This window comes from Endozoicomonas euniceicola, assembly GCF_025562755.1.
In the GTDB taxonomy this organism is placed as follows: domain Bacteria; phylum Pseudomonadota; class Gammaproteobacteria; order Pseudomonadales; family Endozoicomonadaceae; genus Endozoicomonas_A; species Endozoicomonas_A euniceicola.
Genome location: NZ_CP103300.1, coordinates 2,881,082 through 2,905,153, shown reverse-complemented (window position 1 = coordinate 2,905,153; position 24,072 = coordinate 2,881,082). Strand labels below are relative to the sequence as shown.

Genomic DNA, 24,072 nt, shown 5'->3' with positions numbered 1-24,072 from the left:
GTAGGGACAGAGTAGATGATCATCATAAATTTTGCTTTTAAATTGCTGATACCCATTACCAGCTCAGAGTCTCCAGGTCTTTTTCCCTGAAGCCCAACAGATAGAGAATGCTGTCCAGCCCCAAAGTAGAAATAGACTGTCGTGCATTTTTCTGCACCAGAGGCTTGGCACGAAAAGCAATACCAAGACCCGCAACACTCAGCATCGGCAGGTCATTAGCGCCATCGCCCACAGCGATGACCTGATCCAGTAAGATATCTTCTTTGTCGGCTATCTGCTGCAAAAGACTGGCTTTACGTTCGCCGTTCACAATATCGCCCTTTACTTTGCCCGTGACTTTGCCCTCTTTGATATCCAGCTCATTGGCATACACATAGTCGATACCCAGCTGTTCCTGTAGATGCCGGGCAAAATAAGTAAACCCGCCAGACAATATGGCGGTTCGATAACCGAGTGCCCTCAGGCTATTGATCAGCCGCTCAGCCCCTTCCGTCATGGGCAGTTTCTCTGCAATACCCTGTAACACCGATTCATCTAGGCCTTTCAGCATAGCCAGACGTTCACGAAAACTGGCATTAAAATCGAGTTCGCCCCGCATTGCCCGCTCTGTGATCTCTGCCACCTTTGCCCCGGCTCCGGCAGCGTCAGCCAGCAGGTCGATCACTTCGGCCTGAATAAGCGTTGAGTCCATATCAAACACAACCAGCCGTCGGTTCCGGCGAAAGACCGTGTCTTCCTGAAAAGCGACATCGACATCCAGCTCAGATGAAATATGCAAAAAGTCAGAACGAAGTTTAGCCAGATCAGGGGTGGTGCCACGAACAGAGAATTGCAGACAGGAGGACAGGCTGCCCTGCTCTTCCCGTTTCAGGGAACGGCGCCCAGAAAGACGACGGATATCATCAATATTCAACCCGTGCTCTGCCGTAATGCTCGATACTCTGGCAATCTGTTCAGCGGAGACATGCCGGGCCAGCAGTGTCAGAATATATCGTTTTTTTCCCTGTTCACTGACCCAGTGCTCATAGTTTTCATCAGAAACTGGTTGATAATTAAACTGCAGATTGTGTTCATGAAAATGGAACATCAATTCTTTGATGACCGGTGCCGCGCCTTTTCCTTCAGGCAAGCGAACCAGAATCCCCCAGGTTAATGTGGCATGAATAACCGACTGGCCAATATCCAGAATTTCCAGGCCATAGTCAGCCATAATGGAGGTAATAGAAGAGGTCAGTCCGGGTTTATCCTGTCCGGTGACATTGATCAGTAATATTTCGCTCACTTTTTATCCAGCTATTTAATTGTCTGATACTTGCTCTGGTTTATTCGTTGGTCTCGGAATGATTGTTTGCACTTTGCACCCTGTCAGCATGCAGTCCAAACAAATAACCTACTATTCCGCCAAATAAAGGCGCAACAACAAAAGCTATAATACGCATCGGGTCATTAGGTTGTCTGTCCGCAATCAGGGAAGGGTAAAGCATAAAACCCCAAACCCCTCCCCAGCCGCTATAAATCATCGCACTAGAAGGAAGCCTTGGCTGCTCTTCGCCCTCTGCCCCCAAGGCTGACTTTTGAGCACAAACCACAAATAGTATTGCAGAAAACACAACTATTAAAGCAGGTTTCATTGCTTAAGCCCTCTTTTAAAACTACAGCTGTATAATTGCTGATAGGCTGTCATCATAGAAGATTAATTTGCTTTTATTATCAGGAGATTCGGCTTTGCAATCGCCGATTAATTTCATCAAACACATCACCGATCGATTGTATTCGCTGTCGATACGAAACCAGTTACTGCTGATTTTCAGCCTGTTTTTTATTGCCGTGGTCGGCAGCAGCGGCATGATTATCCGCTCAGAAATGAATACTGCCAGCCAGCACCAGTCTGACACCATTGGCGCTTTACTGAGCCAGCAAACCGCCAGTGCGGCTACCGATATGCTGGTTACCGGAGACCGGTTAAGCCTGAGTGTTCTTCTCAATCAGCTGGTTCAGACGCCTTACGTTGCCAGGGCTGCGATTTACAGTATTGATAATCGCAAAATTGCCAGCTCAGAAAGTGAAGAGTCCACGACGACTTCCGGACAGACCTATTCATCGCCCATACACTATCAGGACGTTATTGCCGGTTATGTACGCCTGCAGCTGGACGAAGCCCTGTTAACCAAAAACGCCCGTGATGCGTTAGTGGTGATTAGTGCCGTCAGCCTTATCCTGTTGGTTGCGGCATTGATTTTCCTGCACACCTACGCCACAACCCTGAGTAGCAGGCTTGAACTGGTGTTGCGGCAGTTAAGAAGTTTATTGCAAACACCACTTATTAACCGGGGTAAATCCGGCAATGAACTGACCCTGCTGGCACACTTTGTGGAACAACAGCTCACTGAAAAACTGGCCAGCAGCAAGCCCGAAGATGAAGAGCCGGAAGTCGAGCAGGATGAAACGTCTGTGGTCGTCTGTGTACGCAGCAAAAACCTGACGCGGCTACGGCAGTTGATTTCCCATCAGGACATGATGGATATTCTCCACACCCACACCTTCGCCATTGAACAGGCTGCCAGCCTTTATAACGGTGAAATAAGTTACACCCCGGAAGGTAATGCCTATATCCGCTTTTCCAGCCTCGAAAGCAGTGGGTTTGTACAGGACGCCCTGAGTTGCAGTCTGTTAGTTGAATCGGTCAGTCGAGTGATTGGCGAGAATGCCATTGTCAAAATTCAGGTCGGTATCGGGCTTTGTGTCAGCGATGAAATTCCAGACTTTCCCGGAGACGAGTCTCCCAGCGAGGTAGACAGTGCTGCTGGCAACGCGTTAATGCTCGCCAGCCTGCCGGGAGAAGATAGTTTGAATATGCTGAAAGAGCAGCTAAATTGGCTGCCAGCGGAACTGGCAAAGTTTAGTGCCTCTGAGCATGCAGAAGACATTGTTCAGATAACGGGTATTGCTGAAGAACAGCAAAAACAGATCAATCAACAGGCCTATAATCTGAGCAGGGAACTGGAAAGAGAATAATGAACAGACCTGTTATCGAGTTATTGCAGTCGCATCGTTCTATTCGCAAGTTTACCGACCAGCCAATAGGTGACACCCTGTTACGTCAGCTGATCAGCGCCGGGCAAAGTGCTGCTACCTCCAGCAACCTGCAAGGTGCCAGCATTATTCGGGTACGTAATCCACGAACCCGTGAAGCCATGGCGGAACTGGCGGGTGGGCAGCCTTATGTTGCCAGTGCCGCCGAGTTTCTGGTGTTCTGTGCCGACCTCAACCGTTCAGCTGTTTGCTGTGAAAAGGAAGGTCAGCAACTGGCTGATGGTATGACCGAGCATTTCATCATCGCCACCATTGATGTGGCCCTGTTTGCCCAAAATGTCGTGGTGGCGGCAGAGTCTGAGGGTCTGGGCATCTGTTATATTGGCGGCATTCGCAATAATCCGGCCAAAGTCAGTGAGCTGATTAAACTTCCGAAGCATGTTTATCCGGTATTTGGCCTGTGCCTGGGCTATCCGGACCAGAACCCGGAACTTAAGCCCCGCCTGCCCGTTGGTATGGTATTAATGGAAGAAGAATATCAGCCTGTGGATGAACAGCTGCTGGCTGAATACGATGAAACCATGCGTAACTATTACCACCAGCGGACCAAAGGCAAGCTGAACCGGGTCTGGAGTCAGGAGATGTCAGCCCTGCTTGGTAAGGAGTCCCGCCCACATATGAAAGCGTTTCTTGCCAGCAAGGGTTTCAAGATGCGTTGAGCCTGACTGAATCGATAGCTCCCATGTAAAATATGGGAGCATTTTCTGGATGAACCACTAAAGTCTCATTTCAATGCCACGTTCTGCCATGTATTGCTTGGCTTCGGGAATCGAGTATTCCCCAAAGTGGAAAATGCTCGCCGCCAGAACCGCATCTGCTTTACCTTTTTGAATGCCATCTACCAGATGGTTCAGATTACCTGCACCGCCTGAAGCAATAACCGGAATCGACAGCGCTTCAGAAATAGCCCTGGTGACGCCAAGGTCATAACCTCTCTTCACACCGTCCTGATCCATACTGGTGAGCATGATTTCACCGGCTCCCAACTGCTCCATTTTTATCGCCCACTCAACCGCATCGAATCCTGTAGGCTTGCGACCACCATGGGTAAAAATTTCCCAGCGATCTTCTTCGCCGGGCTGACTCACTTTCTTGGCATCTATCGCTACCACAATGCATTGCGACCCAAAACGACCGGCGGCTTCCTGAACAAACTCCGGGTTAAAGACAGCTGCCGTATTAATGCTGACTTTGTCAGCTCCGGCATTGAGCATGACACGAATGTCTTCCACCTTGCGAATCCCACCACCCACCGTCAGTGGAATAAACACTTCACTGGCCATTCGTTCCACGGTATGAACCGTTGTATCACGACCTTCATGGGTGGCAGTAATGTCCAGAAACGTGATTTCATCAGCCCCTTCATCGTTATAACGGCGAGCGACTTCCACCGGGTCTCCGGCATCGCGGATATCCACAAACTGAACACCCTTTACTACCCGACCGTTTTCAACATCAAGACAGGGAATTATTCTTTTTGCTAAACCCATACACAGCCTTCAGTTGTTAATTCACAAACCGTACACAGAACGGATACTGGTAATAATTCCCACCACTGGCCTTCAGGCCAGCACGAATTATTAATATCAATGCCAGAATAACCACCACCGGCACAAGGGGCAGAAAAAACAGTCCGACAATGATCATTTTCAGGGCAAACCATATCGCAGCCAGCAAGGTCAGGGATATCTGAAAGTTCAGCGCCTCCCTGCCATGATGATCCAGAAAAGCCGACTCATTACGCTTGGTCAGCCAGATCAGCAACGGCACAACAATGTTCATGCCCGGAATCAGAAAACCCAGCAAAGGTAACAGGTGTGCCAGCATGGCTATATTCTTTTCATCCCGGCCCGGAGGTGGGTCCAGATCCCTCATGGGAGGCCATTCATCCATCGCTCAACTCTCCTGGCTCAACACTCCATCTTCCATTTTCAAAAGAACCGCTCAGGGAGTCCACTGCAAAAAGTTTTCCAGCAGTTTCAAACCACTGGCAGCACTTTTTTCCGGGTGAAACTGCACAGCAAAAATAGCATCGCTTGCCAGCGCAACATCAAAACTAACACCGTAGTCACAACGACCAACCGCTACCTCATCATCAACGGCATGAGCATGGTAGCTGTGGACAAAATAAAACCGTTCGTTGTTTTCTATGCCCTCCCACAAGGCATGAGGCTGATGTTGATCGACCCGGCTCCACCCCATGTGGGGAACCTTCAGTTTTTCACCCGCCGGGCTTTTTAAGTCACGCCCAAAAAACTTCACGTTGCCTGACATCACCCCCAGACATTCAACGCCACCGTTTTCTTCACTATGATCCAGCATCACCTGCATACCCACGCAGATACCCAGCAGCGGTCGTTCCGAAGCCACCACTTCCCTGACAACGTCGTCTACACCCTTGTGCCGGATTTCTGCCATACAGTCACGAATAGCCCCAACACCTGGCAATACAACACGGTCGGCCTGCTGGATAGTTTGGGGATCACAGGTAACAACGACTCTGGTATCTCTGCCTGCAACATGCTCCAGAGCTTTACTGGCTGAGTGCAGATTTCCCATTCCATAATCGATAACAGCCACTATTTTCATGGTTTACAGCGAACCTTTGGTCGAAGGCATCTGCCCGGACATACGGGGATCAAACGTCAGAGCCATGCGCAAAGCCCGACCAAACGCTTTGAATACGGTCTCAATCTGATGGTGAGAATTACGCCCACGGAGGTTGTCGATATGCAGGGTAACATTGGCGTGGTTCACAAAGCCCTGAAAAAACTCATAGAACAGATCAACATCAAACTGACCAATATGGGCGCGGGTAAAGTCAATATTGTACTCAAGGCCGGGACGACCTGAAAAATCGATCACAACCCTGGAAAGCGCCTCATCCAGCGGCACATAAGCGTGTCCGTAACGGGTAATACCTTTTTTATCACCAATCGCCTTGGTAAATGCCTGCCCAAGGGTAATGCCTATGTCTTCAACGGTATGATGATCGTCAATGTGATTATCGCCATCGGCTTTTATATCGAGGTCGACCATACCGTGACGGGCAATCTGATCCATCATGTGTTCCAGAAACGGTACGCCGGTATTAAACTGACCTTTGCCTGTACCATCGAGATTGATATCAACCCTGATTTCGGTTTCCAGCGTATTCCGCTCTACGCTAGCTTTGCGCTTTGACATTAAAAAACTCCGGTTCCTGTTTCTTTATCTATCTGTTTATGCAGGGCTGAATTTTTTTGTTTTGCTTGATTTTATATTGAAGCCTATAGCAGAGGCCTGATCATTATAGGCATTAAGCTCTTCACCGAAAACAGGCAGCCAAAACTATCTTTTCCCCAGACCTGTTATCATTCAGCCCGCACGTTTTCATACAGTCCGCCCTTGAGTTTGCTCAACAGGCTGTCCACCTTTCTGCGCTTTACCTGTACCAGCCTGCCAGTTAAAGGACGTTCGCGGTCATTGGTCCAGTGTTTAGACCAGAAATCAGTGGTATCAATACACTGTTCAGGGAAATTAGTCAGGTTGAACTGCTCAGCCTGCTCAATGCAACCGGTCAAAAACTCGTCCACCTCTGACATCAGAATCGGGAACTTTCCCGCTGGCTGAAGTCTGGACGCTTTTTTAGTCGTGTAAATCCAGAACTCGCCTTTTGAAGGAATCACCTGCCCGGTCATCGATGAGATGCTTTTACGGTCCAGACGGGTTCTGCACATCCTTCGTTCGGTTCTGTCATGGGTATTGATGATACCTGGCCTCACTTCGACCAGAATGCCGTTCAACAATTTTCCGGCTTCAGGGGCAACACCAAGCGTCGTGTATTTGCCTTCATCTTTTATGCGGGTCATCCAGCCACGCTGATAACCGCTAATCCACACCGGAAGCTGGCTGTTGTACTTTTTCTTAATTTTTTGTTCTCTAAGGCCTTCATGCATATATTGCCCATAGGCCACCACATACTGAGGCTGTTTTTCATCCAGCACCGGAAAACAGTCAGTATCCATCGCACTTGTCTCAGGAGTAAATAAAAGACTTCCAATTGCCAGCAAGCTGACAAGCAGAGAAACAACGGCCGCACCCGGAACTTTCCTGAGAGTCCACATGACAAAATCCTCACCAAAAAACCTTAGACATAATAGTCGTTTAACGAACCTTGCGAAATTCTCCATCCATAGCCTCTCATTGGGAGCGGCGCGACCTTTGAAGTTTTGGATGGAGATGGATAGCGAGGATTGCGTAGAGCAAGCCCATGTACTAACTTCAGTGCACTGCGAAACCCTGCATAATGGGCTTGGTGGCTGAGACGACAGCCTACTCGACAGACGACAGACAGATAAGCCTCTGGACAAATACTCAAGCGTCACCGTTGCTGGACTAACTACGAGAAACAAATCAGGAAAACACAACCGTTTTCTGGCTTCTACCGCCGATGCGCTGGGACACAGCGTATGTGTAAAGAGTTCCCCTGTCGTGGTTCGGCAACCTGTACGACAGCGAGAGGCTATGTTATTTGACATAGTGGGTCGCACGTAATTCCCGATTAGAAGCCCCCACTAGAATCGGCTTGCCGATTTAGTGGAGGGAGTGTGTCACGTACTCAGAAAATAAAACCTTGTTTTCTTAATCAGGACTTTGCGCCTGACTCACAATATTTTGTGTGATAAAAATAATTCATACACAAGTCTTGCATTCCACTTGCAAATCTGTTCTGTTAAAAGTAATGAATCAGAAGGATCTGGCTCATGCCTGGTCGAGTGCTGTTTACCTGTAAACCACTCAGTCTTTCAGTCGTGGCTGCACTTGTACCCTTATCTGCCCCTGTGGCGGAGGCTTTGTTGTTGCCTCCGAAACCCCTTGCCCTGAGTTCATCCTGGGACTGCAAATCCAACGCTAACAACGACTGGCTGTGTCGAAAAGATGCTACCAGTGAGTACAGTCAGCCTCTGGAAGAGGTGACCAGACAAAGAGAAGATGAGCCTGCACAGGTTCGTGAAAACTATCAATCCATACCAGCCTATCCTCAGCCTCCAGCAGCAAGACAATACCGGGAGCCTCCTTCCACCAGGCTACCGCTGGAACAGTTTTCACCGATCTCACACCGGCAGCCTGTAAACGTTGCGAAAGCAGAAAGCCAGAGCCTGAACCGCCTGTTAAATGCTCAACATGGCAGCTATGTACTGCAATGGCTGGCTGCTCATACCCCAAAACCTCTCAGGGAGTTGCAGAGTTATTACCCTGTTTTACAGGAGGCAGCGATTGTTCAGTACCGTCGAAATGGCAAAGAGTGGTACGTGCTTCTTGATGGCCCTTTCAAAGACAGAAACTCTGCCAACGAAGCACTGCAGGCAGCGCCCCGATCCGGCATGATCAACAAGCTGTATCCCTGGACCCGCTCAGTCGCCAGTATCCAGAAGCTCGATCTTATCCGCCCGGATATCACTGACCCGATTCCGGAACAGCCAGTACTCGCAGATCAATACAGCATGCCGATTGGCTCTCCACAACCAACCGAAACCATGTTTGCCAGTATTGCGCCAGCCTATCCAAGCATGGAGCAGACATCGGATTATTCCTATGAATACCCGGACTACAACACGGTTCCTCAACCTCGGCCCCATGACTACAACATCAGTCCGTTTCAACAGCAGACTCAATACCATCACCAGCAACAAACAGAACCACTGAGGGGCTATCAGCGAAATACTGAACGCCAGTCATCGCGACGCTACCAACGAGAACAAGAGCGAGAACAAGAGCGAGAAAAAGAACCTGAAAATATTCTGGAAGCGCCTCCGGGCAGCTACACCATTCAATGGTTAGCCAGCAGCAAAAGAGAAACCCTTGAGCGGGTTAAACAGCGTTTTCCTTATCTGGAAGACGCTCAGGTCATTCAGTATCGCAAACGAGGGCGTGTCTGGTATGTATTGGCCAGCCCGGCTTATGACAACCTGGCGATGGCAAAACGAGCGCTGGAACAACCAGCCTATGCCCGCATAGCGACCAGGCTTTATCCAAGAGTTCGCCCGGTAGATAAACTGCGGCAACTGGTGGCACAGAGTAAGCCTGCCCCTCAGGATCAACGTATCACTGCTTCCCAACAACGTTCACGCTTGTCCAGACAGCGATCAGCGTCCACTGCACTGCCTGACAGAAGTCGTCCAACCAGCCTTCTGCAGAATTCAGATGGCAGCTACACCATTCAGTGGTTTGCAGCCAACAAGCCAGAGTCCATTAAAAAAATGAAACAGCGCTTTCCTGAACTGGCTTCTGCGGTCACGGTTCATTACCGGCGTAACCAGAAAGACTGGTATGTGCTGTTACAGGGACAGTTCAACAGTAGCAGTGAAGCGTTGTCAATCATAAAATCACCGGTTATGCAGGATGCTGTCAGAGTCCTGCATCCATGGACCCGCCCCATGACCTCCCTGAAAAAACTGGGCATCCGGGAAACCTGACGCCCTTGATAACCCCCTTAGGGGAGTGGCATAACAAACTTTACCGGAGTATCTTTCCTGCTTACTCCCTCTGTGATTGATTGTGAACGTCATGTCCAGCGTTAATGTCACCCCTGAATGCAAACACCTCATTATACTTGCTGCTAAAAAGCTCAAAGGCTCTGAACACAGAGCCTTCATAGCTGAAGTCGCTGAACAGCTCTGTTTTGGTAGTCCACGCCTTACTGAAACCGAGTTCAATTTTGGCCGTCATACCGTTGAACTCGGGATGCATGAAAAACGAACAGGACTTGTTTGTTATGGAAATTACGCATCACAGGGCAAGCCAAAAGCAGAAGTAGCAAACCGTCAACTGGAACAAGACATCCGAAGTCTGGTTGACCCTGAAAGTCAGGCTGACCCGCAGCTCAGAAATACGTTCTCCTATGCTCGCATAACAGCCAGTGCTGTTCGGAAAAAACTGATTGATGAAAAAGGGTGGCAGGAAGAGCAACTTCCCAAAGAGCGTACTTTCTGCAACATGTTGAACCGTATGGGCTATAAACTTCACAAGGTACAGAAGACCACGCCGGAAAAAAAATCCCGGAAACCGATGCCATCTTTGAAAACGTCAAACAAGTAAAAAGCACCGCAAGCCAGAGAAAGCAGAGTCTTCAGATCAGCATTGATTGCAAAGCAACGGTTAACCTTGGAAATTTTTCCAGAGGTGGTAAGGCCAGAGGGGCAGAAGCGGTCAAAGCGCTGGATCATGATATGGCAACCAAAGAAAAAATGATCCCCTTCGGGGTACTCAATCTGGAAGATGATCAGCTGTATGTCTTTTACGGCAACTCTTACAAAACCAGTGATTTTATCTGCGATGCTATTGAGCAATGGTGGGAGCAGGTGAAGGAAGCTAACAGGTATGTCGATGAGCTGGTTATCTACGCAGACAACGGACCTGAAAGTAACAGCCACCGAACCCAGTTTCTTTTCAGAATGGTTGAGTTTGCCAAAAAAGCGGGGCTGAAGATACGGCTGGTTTACTACCCTCCCTACCACAGCAAATACAATCCGATTGAACGAGGCTGGTCTTATCTCGAAAACCATTGGAATGGAAGCCTTCTGAACACAGTAACGTCTGTTTTGGAGTGGACAAAAACAATGGTATGGAAATGCATGAACCCGATAGTGAAGCTACTTGATCAACCGTATCAAAAAGGTGTGAGACTGAGTAAACAGGAATTAGCTGAAATACAGCCTCACATCATTCGCCACCCTGAGTTAAAGAAATGGGATGTGACAATTGTTCCGGAACCGGTAAATTATTGATTGCCGCTCCCCTTAATGGTCATGTAATACCAATCAGCCTATCTTCAACACCTTCAGATCAGTAAACTGAACAGATAACTACTTTATAAGAACCCCAAACACATTCGACCGAGGCGAACCATGAACCGCATTATCAAGTTTTTTGTCTTTGTGGTAGCTGGACTGGCCTTAATTTTAATTATCGCCGCCCTTGTCCTTCCCAGAGTCATCGATCCCAACAATTACCGGGATGAAATCAGCCAGCTGGTTTACGATAACACGGGGCTGACGCTCAGTATTGATGGGCCTATCGGCTGGTCAGTTTTTCCCTGGCTGGGGCTTTCTCTGCAAGACATCAATGTCAAAGGTTCCGGAGAAAAGCCATTCGCTGAACTGGGCAAAGCTGAAGTCAGCGTTAAACTGCTGCCCCTGTTGAGCCAGACCGTAGAAATGCAAACCGCCACTTTGATCGGACTGAAACTGAACCTGATTAAAGACAGCAATGGCAATGGCAACTGGGAAACCGGGCAAAAACCTTCTAAATCTGCGGCATCCGGGTCTGCCAAAAGTACAACAGAAGCATCGACGCCTTCAGACCAATCCGGCGAAAAACAGCCTTTGCAGATCAACATTGCCAACGTCGTTGCTAATGACCTGATCATTCAGTATCAGGATCTTACTACAGGAAAATCCTACACCATTGATCAGGCCAGCCTGACCACCGGTGCCATTCGCAATCAGGAACCTTTCGATTTTGATCTGCAGGCACGCATCAGCAGCAATGAACCAGACCTTGCATTCCAGACGGGGCTGAGCGGTAACGTCAGCTTTGACCTGAAAAATGGACAGTACACCCTGAAAAACTACAAACTCAGCGCCAGGCCGGATATGACTCAGGGCGAAAACATCAACCTTGTGGGCAATGTTAACTACCAGCAGGAGCCGATGAAAATTGACGGCACAATGGATGTTACTGAGTTCAACCCTGCCAGACTGTTGAGCCAGATTAAAGTCAGTCTGCCCCCGATGGCTGACCCGCACGCTTTAAGCAAACTGTCGTTTAACAGCCAGTTCACCACCAATGGCAAACGCTTTGACGCTAATACCCTGAAGCTCAGCCTTGACAGCTTTGTCATTGATGGCAACTTCAAGGTCACTGATCTTGAAACCCAGGCCATGACGTTCCAGTTTTCCGGTAATGACCTGAATCTCGATAACTACCTGCCACCAGCAAATGACGGGGCTCACTCTAATAAAGAAGGTAGCGGTAAAGAAGAGAGCAGTAAGCAAACGGCTCCGGCCACCACCAGCGAAGTGCCCCTGATTCCGGAAGATGCTCTGCGTCCTTTGGATATCAAAGGTTCCCTGAAGCTGAACTCGATGACCGTGGCAAAACTGAAGTTTGAAAACCCCAGCGTTCAGCTCACTGCTAAAAACGGTCGTCAACAGGTTAAAATTAATTCAGCTTTCTACAAAGGCGTCATTGATCTGGACACCAGGCTGGATGTCCGTCAGAAGGGCAATCCAAAAGTATCAACAGTGGCAGGCCTTAAAGGCATTGACCTGCAATCTGTGGCCGAACCGGTTCCGGCGCTGGCTTCTGTGGAAGGCAACCTGAATGCCGATGTGAATGTTACTACCCACGGCCTGCTGCAAAGTACTCTGACCCGAAACCTCAACGGCAAGGTAGGGTTCGGGATTGCCAATGGCGCATTCACCGGAACGAATTTCGACAAACTGGTGTGTGAAGGTATTGCCCGGATTCGCGACAAAGACTTGCAGAAAAAAGACTGGGGAGAATCAACACAATTTAAAAACCTCAGCGGCAGCTTTGATATTCGAAATGGTGTTGCCAGCAACGACAACCTGACCGCAGAGCTGGCTAACATGAACCTGAAAGGCGATGGCACAGTCAACCTGATAGAGCAGGCCATGGATTACCACGTCGGTCTGAATATCAGTGGCGACACGGCTCCGGACAGCGACCCGGCGTGTCAGGTAAACGAGGATTATGCAGAGGTCACCTGGCCCGTACGCTGTCATGGAGAGCTGGGCAAACCGGATTGCGGCCTTGATACAGACCGTCTGGCTGACACCATTGCCGGTCTGGCCAGACAGGAAGTGAAGCATCGCATTAAAGAAGAAATCGAGGAGAAAGTTGAAGGCCCTCTCAAGGATGTTCTGAAAGGTTTCTTTAAGTAATTATTTTTCACTCAGCCGTGAGTCCGGGTAGCGAAGTACCCGGACTGCCCCTCCTATAGCCGCAAGAGCCGCAAGAGCCGCAAGTTCAAAGTCCGCGAGCCGACAATATCAGTTATTACCTTTCCCCGTTGCCGTGGCTGCCATGAACATAGACAAAATCCTTCAGTTACTGACTGACAAAAAAGGCTCCGAATGCTTTTTCACCGTAGGCATTCCACCTAACCTCAAGATTGGTAAATCGATCCATAACATTGGCAACACCGTTCTCACCAGTGATCAGGCGCACCAGAGTATTCGTACTTTTATGGGAGAAGAACGCTTTGGGCAATTCGTCAAAAACAAAGAGTGTAATTATGGCTACAACCTGAAAGATGTTGGACGCTTCCGGATCAGTGCTTTTTTCCAGAAGTCTGAGCCCGGCCTGGTGATTCGCAGGCTTAACTCTTACATTCCCTCATGTCAGGAGCTGTCGATACCCTCACAGATCGCTGACCAGGTATTGCAGGAACGCGGGCTTATTCTGATCACCGGGGCGGCAGGAGCGGGTAAATCCACATCAATGGCGTCCCTGGTTGATTACCGCAACCAGAACAGCAAAGGCCATATCATCACCATTGAAGACCCAGTGGAATACATCCACGACCACAAAAACTGTATTGTTACCCAGCGGGATGTCGGACTGGACACCAAAAGCTATGAAGCCGGTTTGTTTAATGCACTGAGACAGGCGCCCAACCTTGTGGTGGTGGGAGAAATTCGCTCTCCCGGCGTTATGAAACATACCGTTGAATTTGTTGAAACCGGTCATTTATGCATAGCCACCATGCACGCCAATAACACTTATCAGGCTCTGGAAAGAATCATTCACTTTTTCCCACCGGAACAGCACTCTGAAATTCTTATGGACCTGTCACTCAGCCTGCGAATGGTGGTCGGCCAGCAATTGGTCGAGGGAAAAGAAGAAGGCTCGGTGGTACCGGTACACGAAATCCTGATCAACACGCCACGAGTTGCCGACCTGATCAAAAATGGCAATATCGACGAACTGAATGAAGCCGTTCAGAAAGGTAAAAGCCAGGGCATGCAGACCTTTGACCAGACGCTCTACGATCTGGTTAAAGCCGGAAAAATTACCCAGGACCGCGCTATGCTGCATGCCACATCACCAAACAACCTGCGCCTGATGCTGAAAATGGATCAGACACCTTCCTCGAATTTCGGGTCAAACGACAACCTAAGCATCAGCCCTGTGGACTCTGAAAACCAGCAATGGAATTCCTGACTGCCACCTCCCCGGCTCCCGGCAAGCGTCTGTCCAGTCAGGCGTTAAATAATCTCACCACTTTTTTTGCCGCAGTCAATCCCTTTTCGGAATCTGACCAGTATTCTGGATTAACAGTCAGATTAAGCCTCTTTGTCGCTTCAGGCCAGACGGACGATAATGGATCATGGCCTTCAGGCAATACAAACCCGATTATCGATGTATTGGGAATAGGGGCTAGAAAGCATACTTCATAATGTATGTCTTCAAGAACCGGCGGTTCTGAAAATTTATCCATGGTGTTATATACAACAAACCCTGCCATGTCCATTGCATCAATCAAGTAAACATACCCTGGTGGTCGCCAGCGCCTCACAGTGTAGTAGGCTGCATCATAGACATGGACAGTGGTTGATATACCCTGTTTGAACGTATAGCCATAATAACAGGGGCTTTCATCCAGCTCAGAGCAGACTCCAGTCATTAAATGCGCCTGTCTCATTTCCGTAACGGGCTTCAAAAGCATGAAACCCTGTTCAAATATAATGTCCGGGGGTCTGGCATCTCCCCTGAAGACGTATCCGGAAAAGTAACTTTTTGCCCGATACTCTCTGGATGTTACCGCTGGGATAAGTCTGCTGCCAGGTATGGTGGTTGTGTTCTCAAACTTTAAAGCATTGGTCAATTGCAGCACATTCTTTTTTGAAAATATGTTGTCTGTCTGAGAACGACTTCTGGAACCGCGTTTAAACATAGCCTCATGCCCTTAAGGAAGTGACACAACAGAATATACCCTCATTTCCGCAAAGGCGGGAATCTACCACGACAGTGGATCCGCCTTTGCGGGGATGACGAAAGTGTTGCATACATGTTTTTTTAGAAGCTGTTCATAATCTTCTCAACAAGAGTACCAAGAAAGCTAAATGCGTAAATTGAAGACTTGTGTTCAATTTGCGCTCGGTATTTTTCTATAAACGGCGGAAGTCTTCTATCCAGGCAAATGAGCGCTCGACAACCCAGCGCTTCGGGATGACTGCAAAAGTATGAAGTTCGCTCCTTTTTGCTACCTGTACGGAGGCTCCCAGTATTTCATCAGTAGCTTTGGCAAAAGGTTGACCTGTATAGCTGCCATCAACCAACACAGACTCTATCTTTGATAAGGTTGATTTGTTGTTTTCGAAAGCCTTCAGAGCCCTGGCCCTGTCATTTACATCTGCTGTAGCAATAGTGATTGCGTGGGGTTGTCCCTGTGTATCTATAACGATGTGTCGTTTAATTCCGGATACTTTCTTTCCTGCGTCATAGCCTTTATCCAACGCATAAGCGGTATTCTTAACGCTTAGCTATAATAGAATCAAACATCTTCATTTCCTCATTAGAAACTGTGGCTATCCCATGCAACGCCGTAATCTCTTGTTAATTATTTTTTGGTGCTCTTACGCATTCTCTATTGATACAACTGACTACCTCGAAGTTTACGTTATTGAAGGTAAACATCATATGGATCGTCATTTCGTAGCGCTAAAACCTGAAGAGTGCGGTGTTGAGCAATGGTATATTGGCGACGAACATTTTTTGTACAGGAAAATCTTTAATGTCCAGCTCGGTCGTAGTCATAGTAACCAAAACGTTTGGTCGTCACCTTTCTGCGACCAGCCCATCTCCTTTATGGATAGCGAAGGAAAAACACATCATTGCACCATCGTCATATGTCACAAGCATACCGACAGGCACAGACTTGAGCCTAGACAGCCACCCTGCTCCCTGGACGATTACGCACCAGAGTAGCGGATGCGGCTCAGGCACTGAATCCGCCAGCAACTTCTGCTGATGATCAAGGTCGTCTATCCTGGCTACCTTTCAACATCCCGGGCCACCGACTCTTACACCTGTGAGCCCTGAAAGCCAGAAATGGGATTCGTAACCTGAACCGGGATGATACTTTCTCAGCCATCAGCAAGGTCATGTATTAAATAATTCGACCACTTTCTTTGCAGCAGCCAGTCCCATTTCGGAATCTGACCAGTATTCTGGATTAACAGTCAGATCAAACCTGTTTATCGCTTCAGGCCAGCCGGGCGATGATGGAGGATGGCCTTCAGGCGATACAACCCCGACTATCGATGTATTGGGAATAGGGGCTAGAAAGCATACTTCCTGTATGTTTTCAAGAACCGGCGGTTCTGAAAATGTATCCATGGTGTTATATACAACAAACCCTGCCATGTCCATTGCATCAATCAAGTAAACATACCCTGGTGGTTGCCTGTACTTCACACTGTAGAAGGCTGCATCATGGACATCGACAATGGTTGATATACCCTCTCTGAGCGTATGGCCATAAAAAAAGGGGGCTTCATCCATCGCAGGGCTGACTCCAGTCATTATTTGCACCTGGCTCATTTCCGTAACGGGCTTCCAAAGCATGAAACCCTGTTCAAATATAATGTCCGGGGGTCTGGAATCTCCCCTGAAGACGTATCCGGAAAAGTAACTTTTTGCCCGAAACTCTCTGGAACTTACCGCTGGGATATGTCGGCTGCCGGGTATGGTGGTTGTGTTCTGAAACTTTAAAGCATTGGTCAATTGCAGCACACTCCCTTCTGAATATAAGTTGTCTGTCTGAGAACGACTTCTGGAACCGCGTTTAAACATAACCTCACGCCCCTTAAACCAATGGCACTGACTTAAGGCTTCAGCCCTTGATATAAAAAGGCTTGCCCAAGAAGAAAATCGACCCTGAATATTCGTAACCGGAACCCGGATGATACTTTCTCAGCCACCGGTAAGGTCATGTATTAAATAATTCGACCACTTTCTTTGCAGCAGCCAGTCCCTTTTCACAACCTGACCAGTACTCCGGGTTAACAGCCAGATTAAGGCAGGAGAGTGTTAAGCTGTTAAATATCAGGTACGGGCCGTCAGAACATACGACCCCGACTACTGATGTATTTGGAATAGAAGATAGAAAACATATTTCACTGTTTTCTGTAAGAAATGGGCCCTGCTTATCTGGTACAACAAACCCTGCCATGCCCATTGCATCAATCAGGTAAACATATTTGCATCCAGATGCTGCAAATGTCTTGAAGTTCGTAGCGTATTTGGATGCTTCGAGTACAGAGACGCTGGTTGATATACCGTCTTTTCCCGTTAAGCCGGGAAAGTGGGCAAAAGGACTGGTTCCAGTCATCATACGCACCTGATCCATTGACTGCACTGAATACTGCAGCATAAAGCCCTGCTCAAATATAATGTGCGGAGGTCTGGCGTCTCCCCTGAAAACGTATCCGGAAAAGTAACTTTTTGCCCCAAAGTCCCTGGAGCTTACCGCCGGGAAATGTCGGCTGCCAGGTATCATGTTAGTGTTCTGAAACTTTAAAGCATTGGTCAATTGCAGCACATTCCCTTCTGAATATAAGTTGTCTGTCTGAGAACGACTGCTGGAACCGCGTTTAAGCATAACCTCATGTCCCTTAAACCAATGGCACTGACTTAAGGCTTCAGCCCTTGATATAAAAAGGCTTGCCCAAGAAGAAAATCGACCCTGAATATTCGTAACCGGAACCCGGATGATACTTTCTCAGCCACCAGCAAGGTCATGTATTAAATAATTCGACCACTTTCTTTGCAGCAGCCAGTCCCTTTTCACAACCTGACCAGTACTCAGGATTAACCGCCAGGTTAAGCCTGACGGCCACTTCCGGCCAGTCTAATATTAATGGACGCAAGCCTTCAGGCCATACAACCCCTATTACCGATGTATTGGGAATAGAGCATGGAAAGCATACTTCATTGATTTCTTTAAGAATGGGAGGTTTTGAAAATGTTTCCGGGTCATCAGATACAGCAAATCCCCCCATGTACATTGCATCGATCAGGTAAACATACCCTCTAAATTCAGAGGCCTTACGGTTATTAGCATACAGAGACGCATTACAGACACAAACGCTGGTTGATATACCTTCTTTTCCCGTAAAACCGGGAAGGTTATTAAAAGGACTGGTTCCGGTCATCATATTCATCTGTTCTATTAACTGCACTGAATACTGCAGCATAAAGCCCTGCTCAAATATAACGTCCGGAGGTCTGCTATCTCCCCTGAAGACGTATCCGGAAAAGTAACTTTTTGCCCCAAACTCTCTGGATCTTACCGCTGGAATATGTCGGCTGCCGGGTATGGTGGTTGTGTTCTGAAACTTTAAAGCATTGGTCAATTGCAGCACATTTCCTTCTGAATATAAGTTGCATCTATGAGAACTGCTTCTGAAACCGATTTTAAACATAGCCTCATGCCTCTTAAACCATTTTCATTCAAATGACCCAAACTTATGAATAAGAATAATATTCAATCAATTTCTGGCATTTCTGGAACGTTATACTATAACAAAACACTGCATAAGCCTTGTGCTCCAACAACAACTTCACATAGAGCAAACCGCAGTGAATAACCGGTGTATCACTAAAAAAAACCTCTCTCTAGCCGTCTTTCTTGGCTACCTTTCAACCTCTAACGCCATGGACTTCAACCCAAACTACAGCTTGATACTTGATGGTCATTACAAGTCTGAAAAGAGTGCCCTCAGCGAAACCGACAAAGGTTTTGGACTCGGTCACGTTGAACTGAGTATCAGCTCCCCAATCGACGACCTTTTCTTTGGAAAATTAACCGCTGTCCTCCATACCCATGACAGCAAAACGGAACTAGAAGCGGAAGAAGCCTTTATCCAGACCCTGACACTGCCCGGAGGGCTTTCCGCCAGGGCGGGTCGTTTTCTGTCTGACTTCGGTTATCTTAACAGCCAGCATACCCACACGGATTCGTTCACAGAACGTCCGGCGGTTTATCGTGCCCTGTTAGGTTCTCATTATTTCGATGATGGCGTACGAGTCAGTTACCTCATGCCCACAGACATATACTGGAACATTGGGGCTGAAGCTTTCAGCGGCAAAAAACTGCGGGCGAATAACATCAAAGATCCGAATTCAGTCGGGGTATATAACTTTTTCACCAAGATCGGTGGCGACTTCAATCATGAGCACAGCTGGCAGATTGGTTTCAACTATCTTCATAATGAAAATGGAACCAGCCCCTGGAGTCGTCCGACAGAACATCATCAACACGATCATCACAAGCACGATGATGATGAACATCATAAGCATGAGGATGATAAACATCATGAGCATGATCACCATCATGAAGAACACCATCACGACGCTCATCATGAACATCCGCACGCAGGTGGAAACCCGCATCACGGCCATGATCACCATCACTGCCACAAAGCCTCTTACACAGGCAAAGACCTTTATGGTGTGGAAGCTGTCTGGAAATGGGCTCCTGAAGGGAATTACAAATACCGCCATCTGAGCCTGTCCGCCGAATACCTTCAGGCAAGAAATATTACTGATAACAAAACCATCAAAAGCACCGATGACAAACACGACGGCTGGTATCTGAGCAGCGTCTATCAGTTTGCGCCACAGTGGGCGACTGGTGTTCGTTATGGGGAATTTAACGGTTTAAAGGTTGAAGACGACCACCATCACAAACACTCACTAAAGGAAACAGAGTTGATGCTGTCATGGAGTCACAGCCATTTCTCCACCCTGCGCCTGCAATGGACACACCAGAAAGGCAAAGGCCTGGGACACATCAACGACAACATCATCACTCTGCAATATGTAATGTCTTTAGGGGCTCATGATGCGCATCAGTTTTAACACCCTTTTTAACCCCTTTTTTAGCCTCTTTTTTAACAATGAGGACTGTCGCTGGTTACTTCTTACGCTGGGAATAATTCCTGTCCTGACCTTTATTCCTGAAGCCAGGGCGTTAAATATTCTGACCTGTGAACCCGAATGGAAAGCCCTGGCAGAACAGATTGCCCCCCACAGTAACGTTTACAGTGCCACCTCCGCACTCCAGGACCCTCATCACATAGAGGCAAGACCGGGGCTGATTGCCAAAATGCGCAGTGCCGATCTGGCCATCTGCTCCGGAGCGGGTCTCGAAGTGGGCTGGCTTCCCCTGCTGCAAATGAAATCAGCCAATGCCCGGGTTCAAAACGGCAAAGACGGTATGTTCTACGCGGCTGAGCAGATAGATACCATTGGCAAACTCAAAAACGTTAATCCCACCATGGGCGATGTTCACCCTGAAGGAAACCCACATTTTCATCTTGATCCCTATCGCTTAATGACCGTTGCCAATGCTCTGGCAGAACGAATGGCAAAAATCGATCCGGATCACAGGGAGTCTTACAGGAAGAACATTGAACAATTTGATGAGCAGTGGCAGAGAAATATCCGGAAGTGGGAACAGGAAGCCACCCCCCTGAAGGGCATGCAGGTGGTCGCTTACCATACCAGCTTCGAGTACCTGTTTCAGTGGTTAGGCATATCCATGGTAGGCGACCTTGAACCCAAACCGGGGCTGCCACCGTCCAGCAAGCATTTGTCCAGACTCTTGAATCTGGCTAAAAACACACGAGTGGATGCTGTCGTTTATGCCTCGTATCAGGATAAAAGCGGAGCAGAATGGCTGAGTAAACAGATCGGCGTGCCCGCCATTAAGCTGCCCATGTCGGTCAATGACAATAACAAGAGCCAGGCTCTGACAACACTCTATGATGATCTGATTGATAAACTACTGAAGGCTATTGAAAGCAATGGTTGATATCAGTCTTGTGACCATACTGCTGCCATCATTCTGTGGTGGTGTTCTGATACTGATCAGCCATCTGATTCTTGGACGACAGGTGCTGAACAGAGGCATTGTCTTTATGGATCTGGCTGTGGCCCAAATTGCCGCCATGGGGGCTGTCATTGCTCACATCATGAATAAAGCACTGGAGAGCTCCCATAACCATTTACAGGAAACCTTTAAGAATGGGCTGGAAACGGTTATGCCGTTTGTTTTCTCAATAGCTGGCGCATGTCTTATATCAAAACTGTCCCGTCATGCTGCCACGGAGCTGGAAGCGATCATCGGCTGTATTTATATTCTGGCAGCGGCGTGCATACTGCTTGTCCTTGCCAGCGACCCGCATGGAGCCGAGCATATCTCCGACACCCTGGGGGGCAGACTGCTCTGGATACAGTGGTCAGACCTGCAAATCCCCGGACTGGCAACACTGGCTTTGTTAGCGGGTTTGTTGGTGATGCCACGCTTGCTGGCAGGTAAACTATTCTACCCGGTCTTTGCCATCCTGATCACAATGTCGGTGAAACTGTCAGGGGTTTATCTGGTATTCACTACCCTGATTATGCCCGCGCTGGCGATCTCGGGAAGGGTGGGAATCAAGTCTTGGATAACAGGCTATAGCCTGGGCATTATCGGGATAGGAACAGGCCTGATGTTGTCCAGCCTGTTCGACTATCCGGGAGGAGCGTCCATCGTGGTGATGATGGCGGTGGCGTGTGCATTATTCCGGGTGATAGTTAAATCCCCAGCAACTGCGTCACCGTAAAGAAGTAAATCAGCATACCGGTAATATCAACCACCGAGGCCAGAACCGGGCTCACAAGAACCGCCGGATCAAGACGGAAAGCCCTGGCAATCAGAGGTAGAACACCACCCAGGGTGGTGGACATAATCACCTGCATGGAAATCGCCAGACCAATGGCAAACGCCACCATCTGCAAAGAAATACCTTCCGGCAAGACACTGCCACCACTGAACATAACAACCCGGGCCCCAATCACCAGTGCCAGCACCATGGAAATAAAGCAGGCAACCCGAAACTCTTTCCAGACCACTCTGGCCCAGTCATTCATACCGATATCGCCGGTTGCCAGCGCGCGTACCACCAGCGTCGCTGCCTGAGAACCCGTGTTACCGCCTGCAGCCGCAACCACTGGCATATAAACTGCCAGCAACACCATTGAACTCAGGGCATCTTCGTAACGCGCAATAATCAGTCCGGAGACAATACCCATCAACGCCAGACCAATAATCCAGCCAATGCGCTCACGCACGTGAGACATCACACCGTTATCAAGGTATTCACCGACAGGTTCAACTTCACTGCTGATCAAGCCCAGGCCCATACTGATCTGCCTGGCGCGAACTTCGTGCTCCGAATCTTCCAGCAGTTCCAGAATATCCTGAACTTCCCGCAATGGGCACCCTGACAACACATCATTCGCCTGACTCAGGGTTAAACCAATAATAAACTCAGCCTTCTCTTTAAGACTGAGAAACCGCATAAAGGCAATAGCCTGAGCAGTATCAAACTCACTTTCACTTACACTTACACTTACAAGATGCAGGTCTGTAACAGCCATATCAGCAACCGCCATGGTAATCCTCCAGGCGCAATATATACGTCGATTGTTTTTTAACTACTTGTTATCGGAGTGTGTAAGAAGTGATATTTCGGAGAGGATTAAACCAGCAGAACCGAAACCCGGACGGTTTCGGCGAAGAGACACAGAAAACCGTCAGAGCGTTACATCACGACTTACCTTTCTACTCGGGGGTTGATCGGTTTCCATAAATATTTCCAGATTATAAGTATGCGGCGGAGAGCATACATTTAGTTATTATTAGTGGCAATAGCATTTTGCTATGCCTTATAGCGCAGCTGCCAATGCTAAACGGATTGGCAGCTACACTCCTCTAACGCCATAATGCTCCTGACAATTCCAATACTCAACCAAAATGACTCACAACGATAAAACATTCAGCCAACAGGTTCTGAAATGGTTTGACCAGCACGGACGTAAACATCTTCCGTGGCAGCAGGATATTACGCCCTATCGTGTCTGGATCAGTGAAATCATGCTACAACAAACCCAGGTGACGACCGTTATCCCCTACTTCGAAAAATTTATGGCCAGCTTTCCAGGTGTTGCCGATCTGGCCAACGCGGCGGAAGACGATGTATTACATCACTGGAGCGGACTAGGCTATTACAGCAGGGCAAGAAACCTGCACAAAGCTGCCAGAATGGTTATGGAAAATCATGCCGGAGAATTTCCGCAGTCGGTAGAAGCGCTGGAACAACTACCGGGCATTGGTCGTTCAACAGCCGGGGCCATTGCCTCTATCAGTATGAACATTCGGGCACCGATTCTTGACGGCAATGTAAAGCGGGTACTGGCAAGATACCGGGCGATTGAGGGCTGGCCAGGGCAGTCAGCCGTTGCCAGACAACTGTGGACGATTGCAGAGGAGTACACGCCCCGAAAACAGGGGGCTGATTACACACAGGCAATGATGGACCTGGGCGCAATGGTCTGCACCCGCAGCAAGCCGACCTGCCTGATCTGCCCTCTGAAAGACTCCTGCATCGCCCACCAGCTTGGTGAAGAAACACGCTTTCCCGGCGCAAAACCCAAAAAAGACAAGCCAGAACGAGCCGTAAAAATGTTGATGATCATCAATCAGAATGGCGAAGTTCTGCTGGAAAAGCGTCCACCCACGGGGATATGGGGAGGGTTGTGGGGGTTTCCGGAAATCCAGGTCAATGGCGATTTATCAGAAGACAGCCTGCGAGAAAAAACTCTGCAACAGACTGGCATCAACATCAGCGAGTTCGAAGAGTGGGACAGTTTCCGCCATACTTTCAGTCACTACCACCTGGATATTACACCGGTAAAAACCTTTGCCGATACGACTCAACTTCACTCCTGTCAGGTTCAGGAAAGCGACCACTGGCACTGGTTTCAGCCCGACACCCCTTCTCAGCTGGGACTGGCAGCACCGGTCAGTAAACTCCTGAAAAAAATAAAACAGAGCCTCTGAACTTTCTGGCCAAAAGA

22 protein-coding genes and 2 pseudogenes are annotated in these 24,072 nt (G+C 48.5%); 11 read left to right on the top strand and 13 right to left on the bottom strand.

All coding sequences use genetic code 11. The annotated features are described in order from the left end of the window. Positions 1-55: 55 nt before the first annotated feature. Positions 56-1,282, bottom strand: a complete 1,227-nt coding sequence (serB, locus tag NX720_RS11280) for a phosphoserine phosphatase SerB (RefSeq protein ID WP_262601211.1) — start codon at positions 1,280-1,282, stop codon at positions 56-58. Between the two features lie 40 nt (positions 1,283-1,322). Continuing rightward, complete coding sequence (locus NX720_RS11275) at positions 1,323-1,631, bottom strand: hypothetical protein (protein WP_262601210.1); 309 nt, start codon at positions 1,629-1,631, stop codon at positions 1,323-1,325. A gap of 94 nt (positions 1,632-1,725) precedes the next feature. Here NX720_RS11275 and NX720_RS11270 point away from each other — a divergent pair, with 94 nt between their 5' ends. Together NX720_RS11270 and nfsA are read left to right on the top strand one after the other, a co-directional pair. Beyond that, positions 1,726-3,015, top strand: coding sequence for an AhpA/YtjB family protein (locus tag NX720_RS11270; protein WP_262601209.1), 1,290 nt, complete (start codon positions 1,726-1,728; stop codon positions 3,013-3,015). After that, entirely contained in the window at positions 3,015-3,752 is a 738-nt protein-coding gene (gene nfsA, locus NX720_RS11265; protein WP_262601208.1) for an oxygen-insensitive NADPH nitroreductase, read from the top strand. The genes NX720_RS11270 and nfsA overlap by 1 nt, the downstream gene beginning before the upstream one ends. Positions 3,753-3,809: 57 nt before the next feature. Here the strand turns inward: nfsA and hisF are convergent, their stop codons facing one another. The 5 genes from hisF to NX720_RS11240 all read right to left on the bottom strand — a co-directional run bounded on the left by hisF (position 3,810) and on the right by NX720_RS11240 (position 7,199). Beyond that, entirely contained in the window at positions 3,810-4,583 is a 774-nt protein-coding gene (gene hisF / locus NX720_RS11260) for an imidazole glycerol phosphate synthase subunit HisF (protein WP_262601207.1), read from the bottom strand. A 16-nt stretch (positions 4,584-4,599) separates the two neighbouring features. Further along, on the bottom strand, positions 4,600-4,986 hold the full coding sequence (locus NX720_RS11255; RefSeq protein ID WP_262601206.1) for a DUF4870 domain-containing protein: 387 nt from the start codon (positions 4,984-4,986) through the stop codon (positions 4,600-4,602). Between the two features lie 51 nt (positions 4,987-5,037). Then, complete coding sequence (gene hisH, locus NX720_RS11250) at positions 5,038-5,682, bottom strand: imidazole glycerol phosphate synthase subunit HisH (protein ID WP_262601205.1); 645 nt, start codon at positions 5,680-5,682, stop codon at positions 5,038-5,040. Positions 5,683-5,685: 3 nt separating this feature from the next. Further along, positions 5,686-6,279 (bottom strand): imidazoleglycerol-phosphate dehydratase HisB, encoded by a 594-nt coding sequence (hisB, locus tag NX720_RS11245; RefSeq protein ID WP_262601204.1) that lies wholly within the window; start codon positions 6,277-6,279, stop codon positions 5,686-5,688. A 167-nt stretch (positions 6,280-6,446) separates the two neighbouring features. Beyond that, on the bottom strand, positions 6,447-7,199 hold the full coding sequence (locus NX720_RS11240; RefSeq protein WP_262601203.1) for a hypothetical protein: 753 nt from the start codon (positions 7,197-7,199) through the stop codon (positions 6,447-6,449). Positions 7,200-7,838: 639 nt separating this feature from the next. Here NX720_RS11240 and NX720_RS11235 point away from each other — a divergent pair. The 4 genes and pseudogenes from NX720_RS11235 (at position 7,839) to NX720_RS11215 (ending at position 14,325) form a co-directional block, all read left to right on the top strand. Continuing rightward, positions 7,839-9,551, top strand: coding sequence for an SPOR domain-containing protein (locus NX720_RS11235; protein WP_262601202.1), 1,713 nt, complete (start codon positions 7,839-7,841; stop codon positions 9,549-9,551). A 91-nt stretch (positions 9,552-9,642) separates the two neighbouring features. Next, a pseudogene (locus NX720_RS27095) lies at positions 9,643-10,862 on the top strand (ISAzo13 family transposase). A gap of 120 nt (positions 10,863-10,982) precedes the next feature. Continuing rightward, on the top strand, positions 10,983-13,043 hold the full coding sequence (locus NX720_RS11220; RefSeq protein WP_262601201.1) for an AsmA family protein: 2,061 nt from the start codon (positions 10,983-10,985) through the stop codon (positions 13,041-13,043). A gap of 142 nt (positions 13,044-13,185) precedes the next feature. After that, positions 13,186-14,325 (top strand): PilT/PilU family type 4a pilus ATPase, encoded by a 1,140-nt coding sequence (locus NX720_RS11215; protein WP_262601200.1) that lies wholly within the window; start codon positions 13,186-13,188, stop codon positions 14,323-14,325. A gap of 37 nt (positions 14,326-14,362) precedes the next feature. Here the strand turns inward: NX720_RS11215 and NX720_RS11210 are convergent, their stop codons facing one another. Next, positions 14,363-15,058, bottom strand: coding sequence for a hypothetical protein (locus NX720_RS11210; protein WP_262601199.1), 696 nt, complete (start codon positions 15,056-15,058; stop codon positions 14,363-14,365). Positions 15,059-15,191: 133 nt separating this feature from the next. Continuing rightward, positions 15,192-15,644, bottom strand: a pseudogene (locus NX720_RS11205) (IS5 family transposase); the annotation flags it as partial. Positions 15,645-15,717: 73 nt separating this feature from the next. Here NX720_RS11205 and NX720_RS11200 point away from each other — a divergent pair. Next, positions 15,718-16,092, top strand: a complete 375-nt coding sequence (locus NX720_RS11200; protein WP_262601198.1) for a hypothetical protein — start codon at positions 15,718-15,720, stop codon at positions 16,090-16,092. Between the two features lie 174 nt (positions 16,093-16,266). Here the strand turns inward: NX720_RS11200 and NX720_RS27090 are convergent, their stop codons facing one another. From NX720_RS27090 to NX720_RS11185, 3 genes are all read right to left on the bottom strand, one after another. After that, positions 16,267-16,959 (bottom strand): scabin-related ADP-ribosyltransferase, encoded by a 693-nt coding sequence (locus NX720_RS27090; RefSeq protein WP_404831066.1) that lies wholly within the window; start codon positions 16,957-16,959, stop codon positions 16,267-16,269. A gap of 136 nt (positions 16,960-17,095) precedes the next feature. Next, on the bottom strand, positions 17,096-17,539 hold the full coding sequence (locus tag NX720_RS11190; protein ID WP_262601196.1) for a hypothetical protein: 444 nt from the start codon (positions 17,537-17,539) through the stop codon (positions 17,096-17,098). Positions 17,540-17,903: 364 nt separating this feature from the next. Then, positions 17,904-18,530, bottom strand: a complete 627-nt coding sequence (locus tag NX720_RS11185; RefSeq protein WP_262601195.1) for a scabin-related ADP-ribosyltransferase — start codon at positions 18,528-18,530, stop codon at positions 17,904-17,906. Between the two features lie 181 nt (positions 18,531-18,711). On the opposite strand from NX720_RS11185, the gene NX720_RS11180 reads away from it, so the two are divergent. Genes NX720_RS11180 through NX720_RS11170 form a run of 3 tightly spaced genes read left to right on the top strand, consistent with a single transcriptional unit; the run spans position 18,712 to position 21,776 of the window. Continuing rightward, a complete protein-coding gene (locus tag NX720_RS11180) occupies positions 18,712-20,028 on the top strand; it encodes a hypothetical protein (RefSeq protein ID WP_262601194.1) in 1,317 nt (438 codons plus the stop codon). Beyond that, positions 20,009-20,983 (top strand): metal ABC transporter solute-binding protein, Zn/Mn family, encoded by a 975-nt coding sequence (locus tag NX720_RS11175; RefSeq protein ID WP_262601193.1) that lies wholly within the window; start codon positions 20,009-20,011, stop codon positions 20,981-20,983. Before NX720_RS11180 ends, NX720_RS11175 begins: the two co-directional genes overlap by 20 nt. Further along, entirely contained in the window at positions 20,976-21,776 is an 801-nt protein-coding gene (locus tag NX720_RS11170; protein ID WP_262601192.1) for an ABC transporter permease family protein, read from the top strand. The genes NX720_RS11175 and NX720_RS11170 overlap by 8 nt, the downstream gene beginning before the upstream one ends. Here the strand turns inward: NX720_RS11170 and NX720_RS11165 are convergent. Then, positions 21,748-22,608: a magnesium transporter gene (locus NX720_RS11165; RefSeq protein WP_262601191.1), complete on the bottom strand. Its 861-nt coding sequence runs from the start codon at positions 22,606-22,608 to the stop codon at positions 21,748-21,750. The two genes, NX720_RS11170 and NX720_RS11165, sit on opposite strands and share 29 nt — an antisense overlap. 361 nt (positions 22,609-22,969) lie before the next feature. On the opposite strand from NX720_RS11165, the gene mutY reads away from it, so the two are divergent. After that, positions 22,970-24,055 carry an A/G-specific adenine glycosylase gene (gene mutY, locus NX720_RS11160; protein ID WP_262601190.1) on the top strand — a complete coding sequence of 362 codons (1,086 nt, stop codon included), beginning with the start codon at positions 22,970-22,972 and terminating at the stop codon, positions 24,053-24,055. Positions 24,056-24,072: the final 17 nt, after the last annotated feature.

Excerpts from the sequence above, each read along its gene's own strand:
- NX720_RS11210 (WP_262601199.1), bottom strand. The coding sequence starts at position 15,058 with ATGTTTAAACGCGGTTCCAGAAGTCGTTCTCAGACAGACAACATATTT.
- NX720_RS11235 (WP_262601202.1), top strand. The coding sequence starts at position 7,839 with ATGCCTGGTCGAGTGCTGTTTACCTGTAAACCACTCAGTCTTTCAGTC.
- nfsA (WP_262601208.1), top strand. The coding sequence starts at position 3,015 with ATGAACAGACCTGTTATCGAGTTATTGCAGTCGCATCGTTCTATTCGC.
- hisH (WP_262601205.1), bottom strand. The coding sequence starts at position 5,682 with ATGAAAATAGTGGCTGTTATCGATTATGGAATGGGAAATCTGCACTCA.
- NX720_RS11170 (WP_262601192.1), top strand. The coding sequence starts at position 20,976 with ATGGTTGATATCAGTCTTGTGACCATACTGCTGCCATCATTCTGTGGT.
- mutY (WP_262601190.1), top strand. The coding sequence starts at position 22,970 with ATGACTCACAACGATAAAACATTCAGCCAACAGGTTCTGAAATGGTTT.
- NX720_RS11255 (WP_262601206.1), bottom strand. The coding sequence starts at position 4,986 with ATGGATGAATGGCCTCCCATGAGGGATCTGGACCCACCTCCGGGCCGG.
- hisF (WP_262601207.1), bottom strand. The coding sequence starts at position 4,583 with ATGGGTTTAGCAAAAAGAATAATTCCCTGTCTTGATGTTGAAAACGGT.
- NX720_RS11275 (WP_262601210.1), bottom strand. The coding sequence starts at position 1,631 with ATGAAACCTGCTTTAATAGTTGTGTTTTCTGCAATACTATTTGTGGTT.
- NX720_RS11165 (WP_262601191.1), bottom strand. The coding sequence starts at position 22,608 with ATGGCGGTTGCTGATATGGCTGTTACAGACCTGCATCTTGTAAGTGTA.
- NX720_RS11175 (WP_262601193.1), top strand. The coding sequence starts at position 20,009 with ATGATGCGCATCAGTTTTAACACCCTTTTTAACCCCTTTTTTAGCCTC.
- NX720_RS11215 (WP_262601200.1), top strand. The coding sequence starts at position 13,186 with ATGAACATAGACAAAATCCTTCAGTTACTGACTGACAAAAAAGGCTCC.
- NX720_RS11240 (WP_262601203.1), bottom strand. The coding sequence starts at position 7,199 with ATGTGGACTCTCAGGAAAGTTCCGGGTGCGGCCGTTGTTTCTCTGCTT.
- hisB (WP_262601204.1), bottom strand. The coding sequence starts at position 6,279 with ATGTCAAAGCGCAAAGCTAGCGTAGAGCGGAATACGCTGGAAACCGAA.
- NX720_RS27090 (WP_404831066.1), bottom strand. The coding sequence starts at position 16,959 with ATGTTTAAACGCGGTTCCAGAAGTCGTTCTCAGACAGACAACTTATAT.
- NX720_RS11220 (WP_262601201.1), top strand. The coding sequence starts at position 10,983 with ATGAACCGCATTATCAAGTTTTTTGTCTTTGTGGTAGCTGGACTGGCC.
- NX720_RS11190 (WP_262601196.1), bottom strand. The coding sequence starts at position 17,539 with ATGCTGCAGTATTCAGTGCAGTCAATGGATCAGGTGCGTATGATGACT.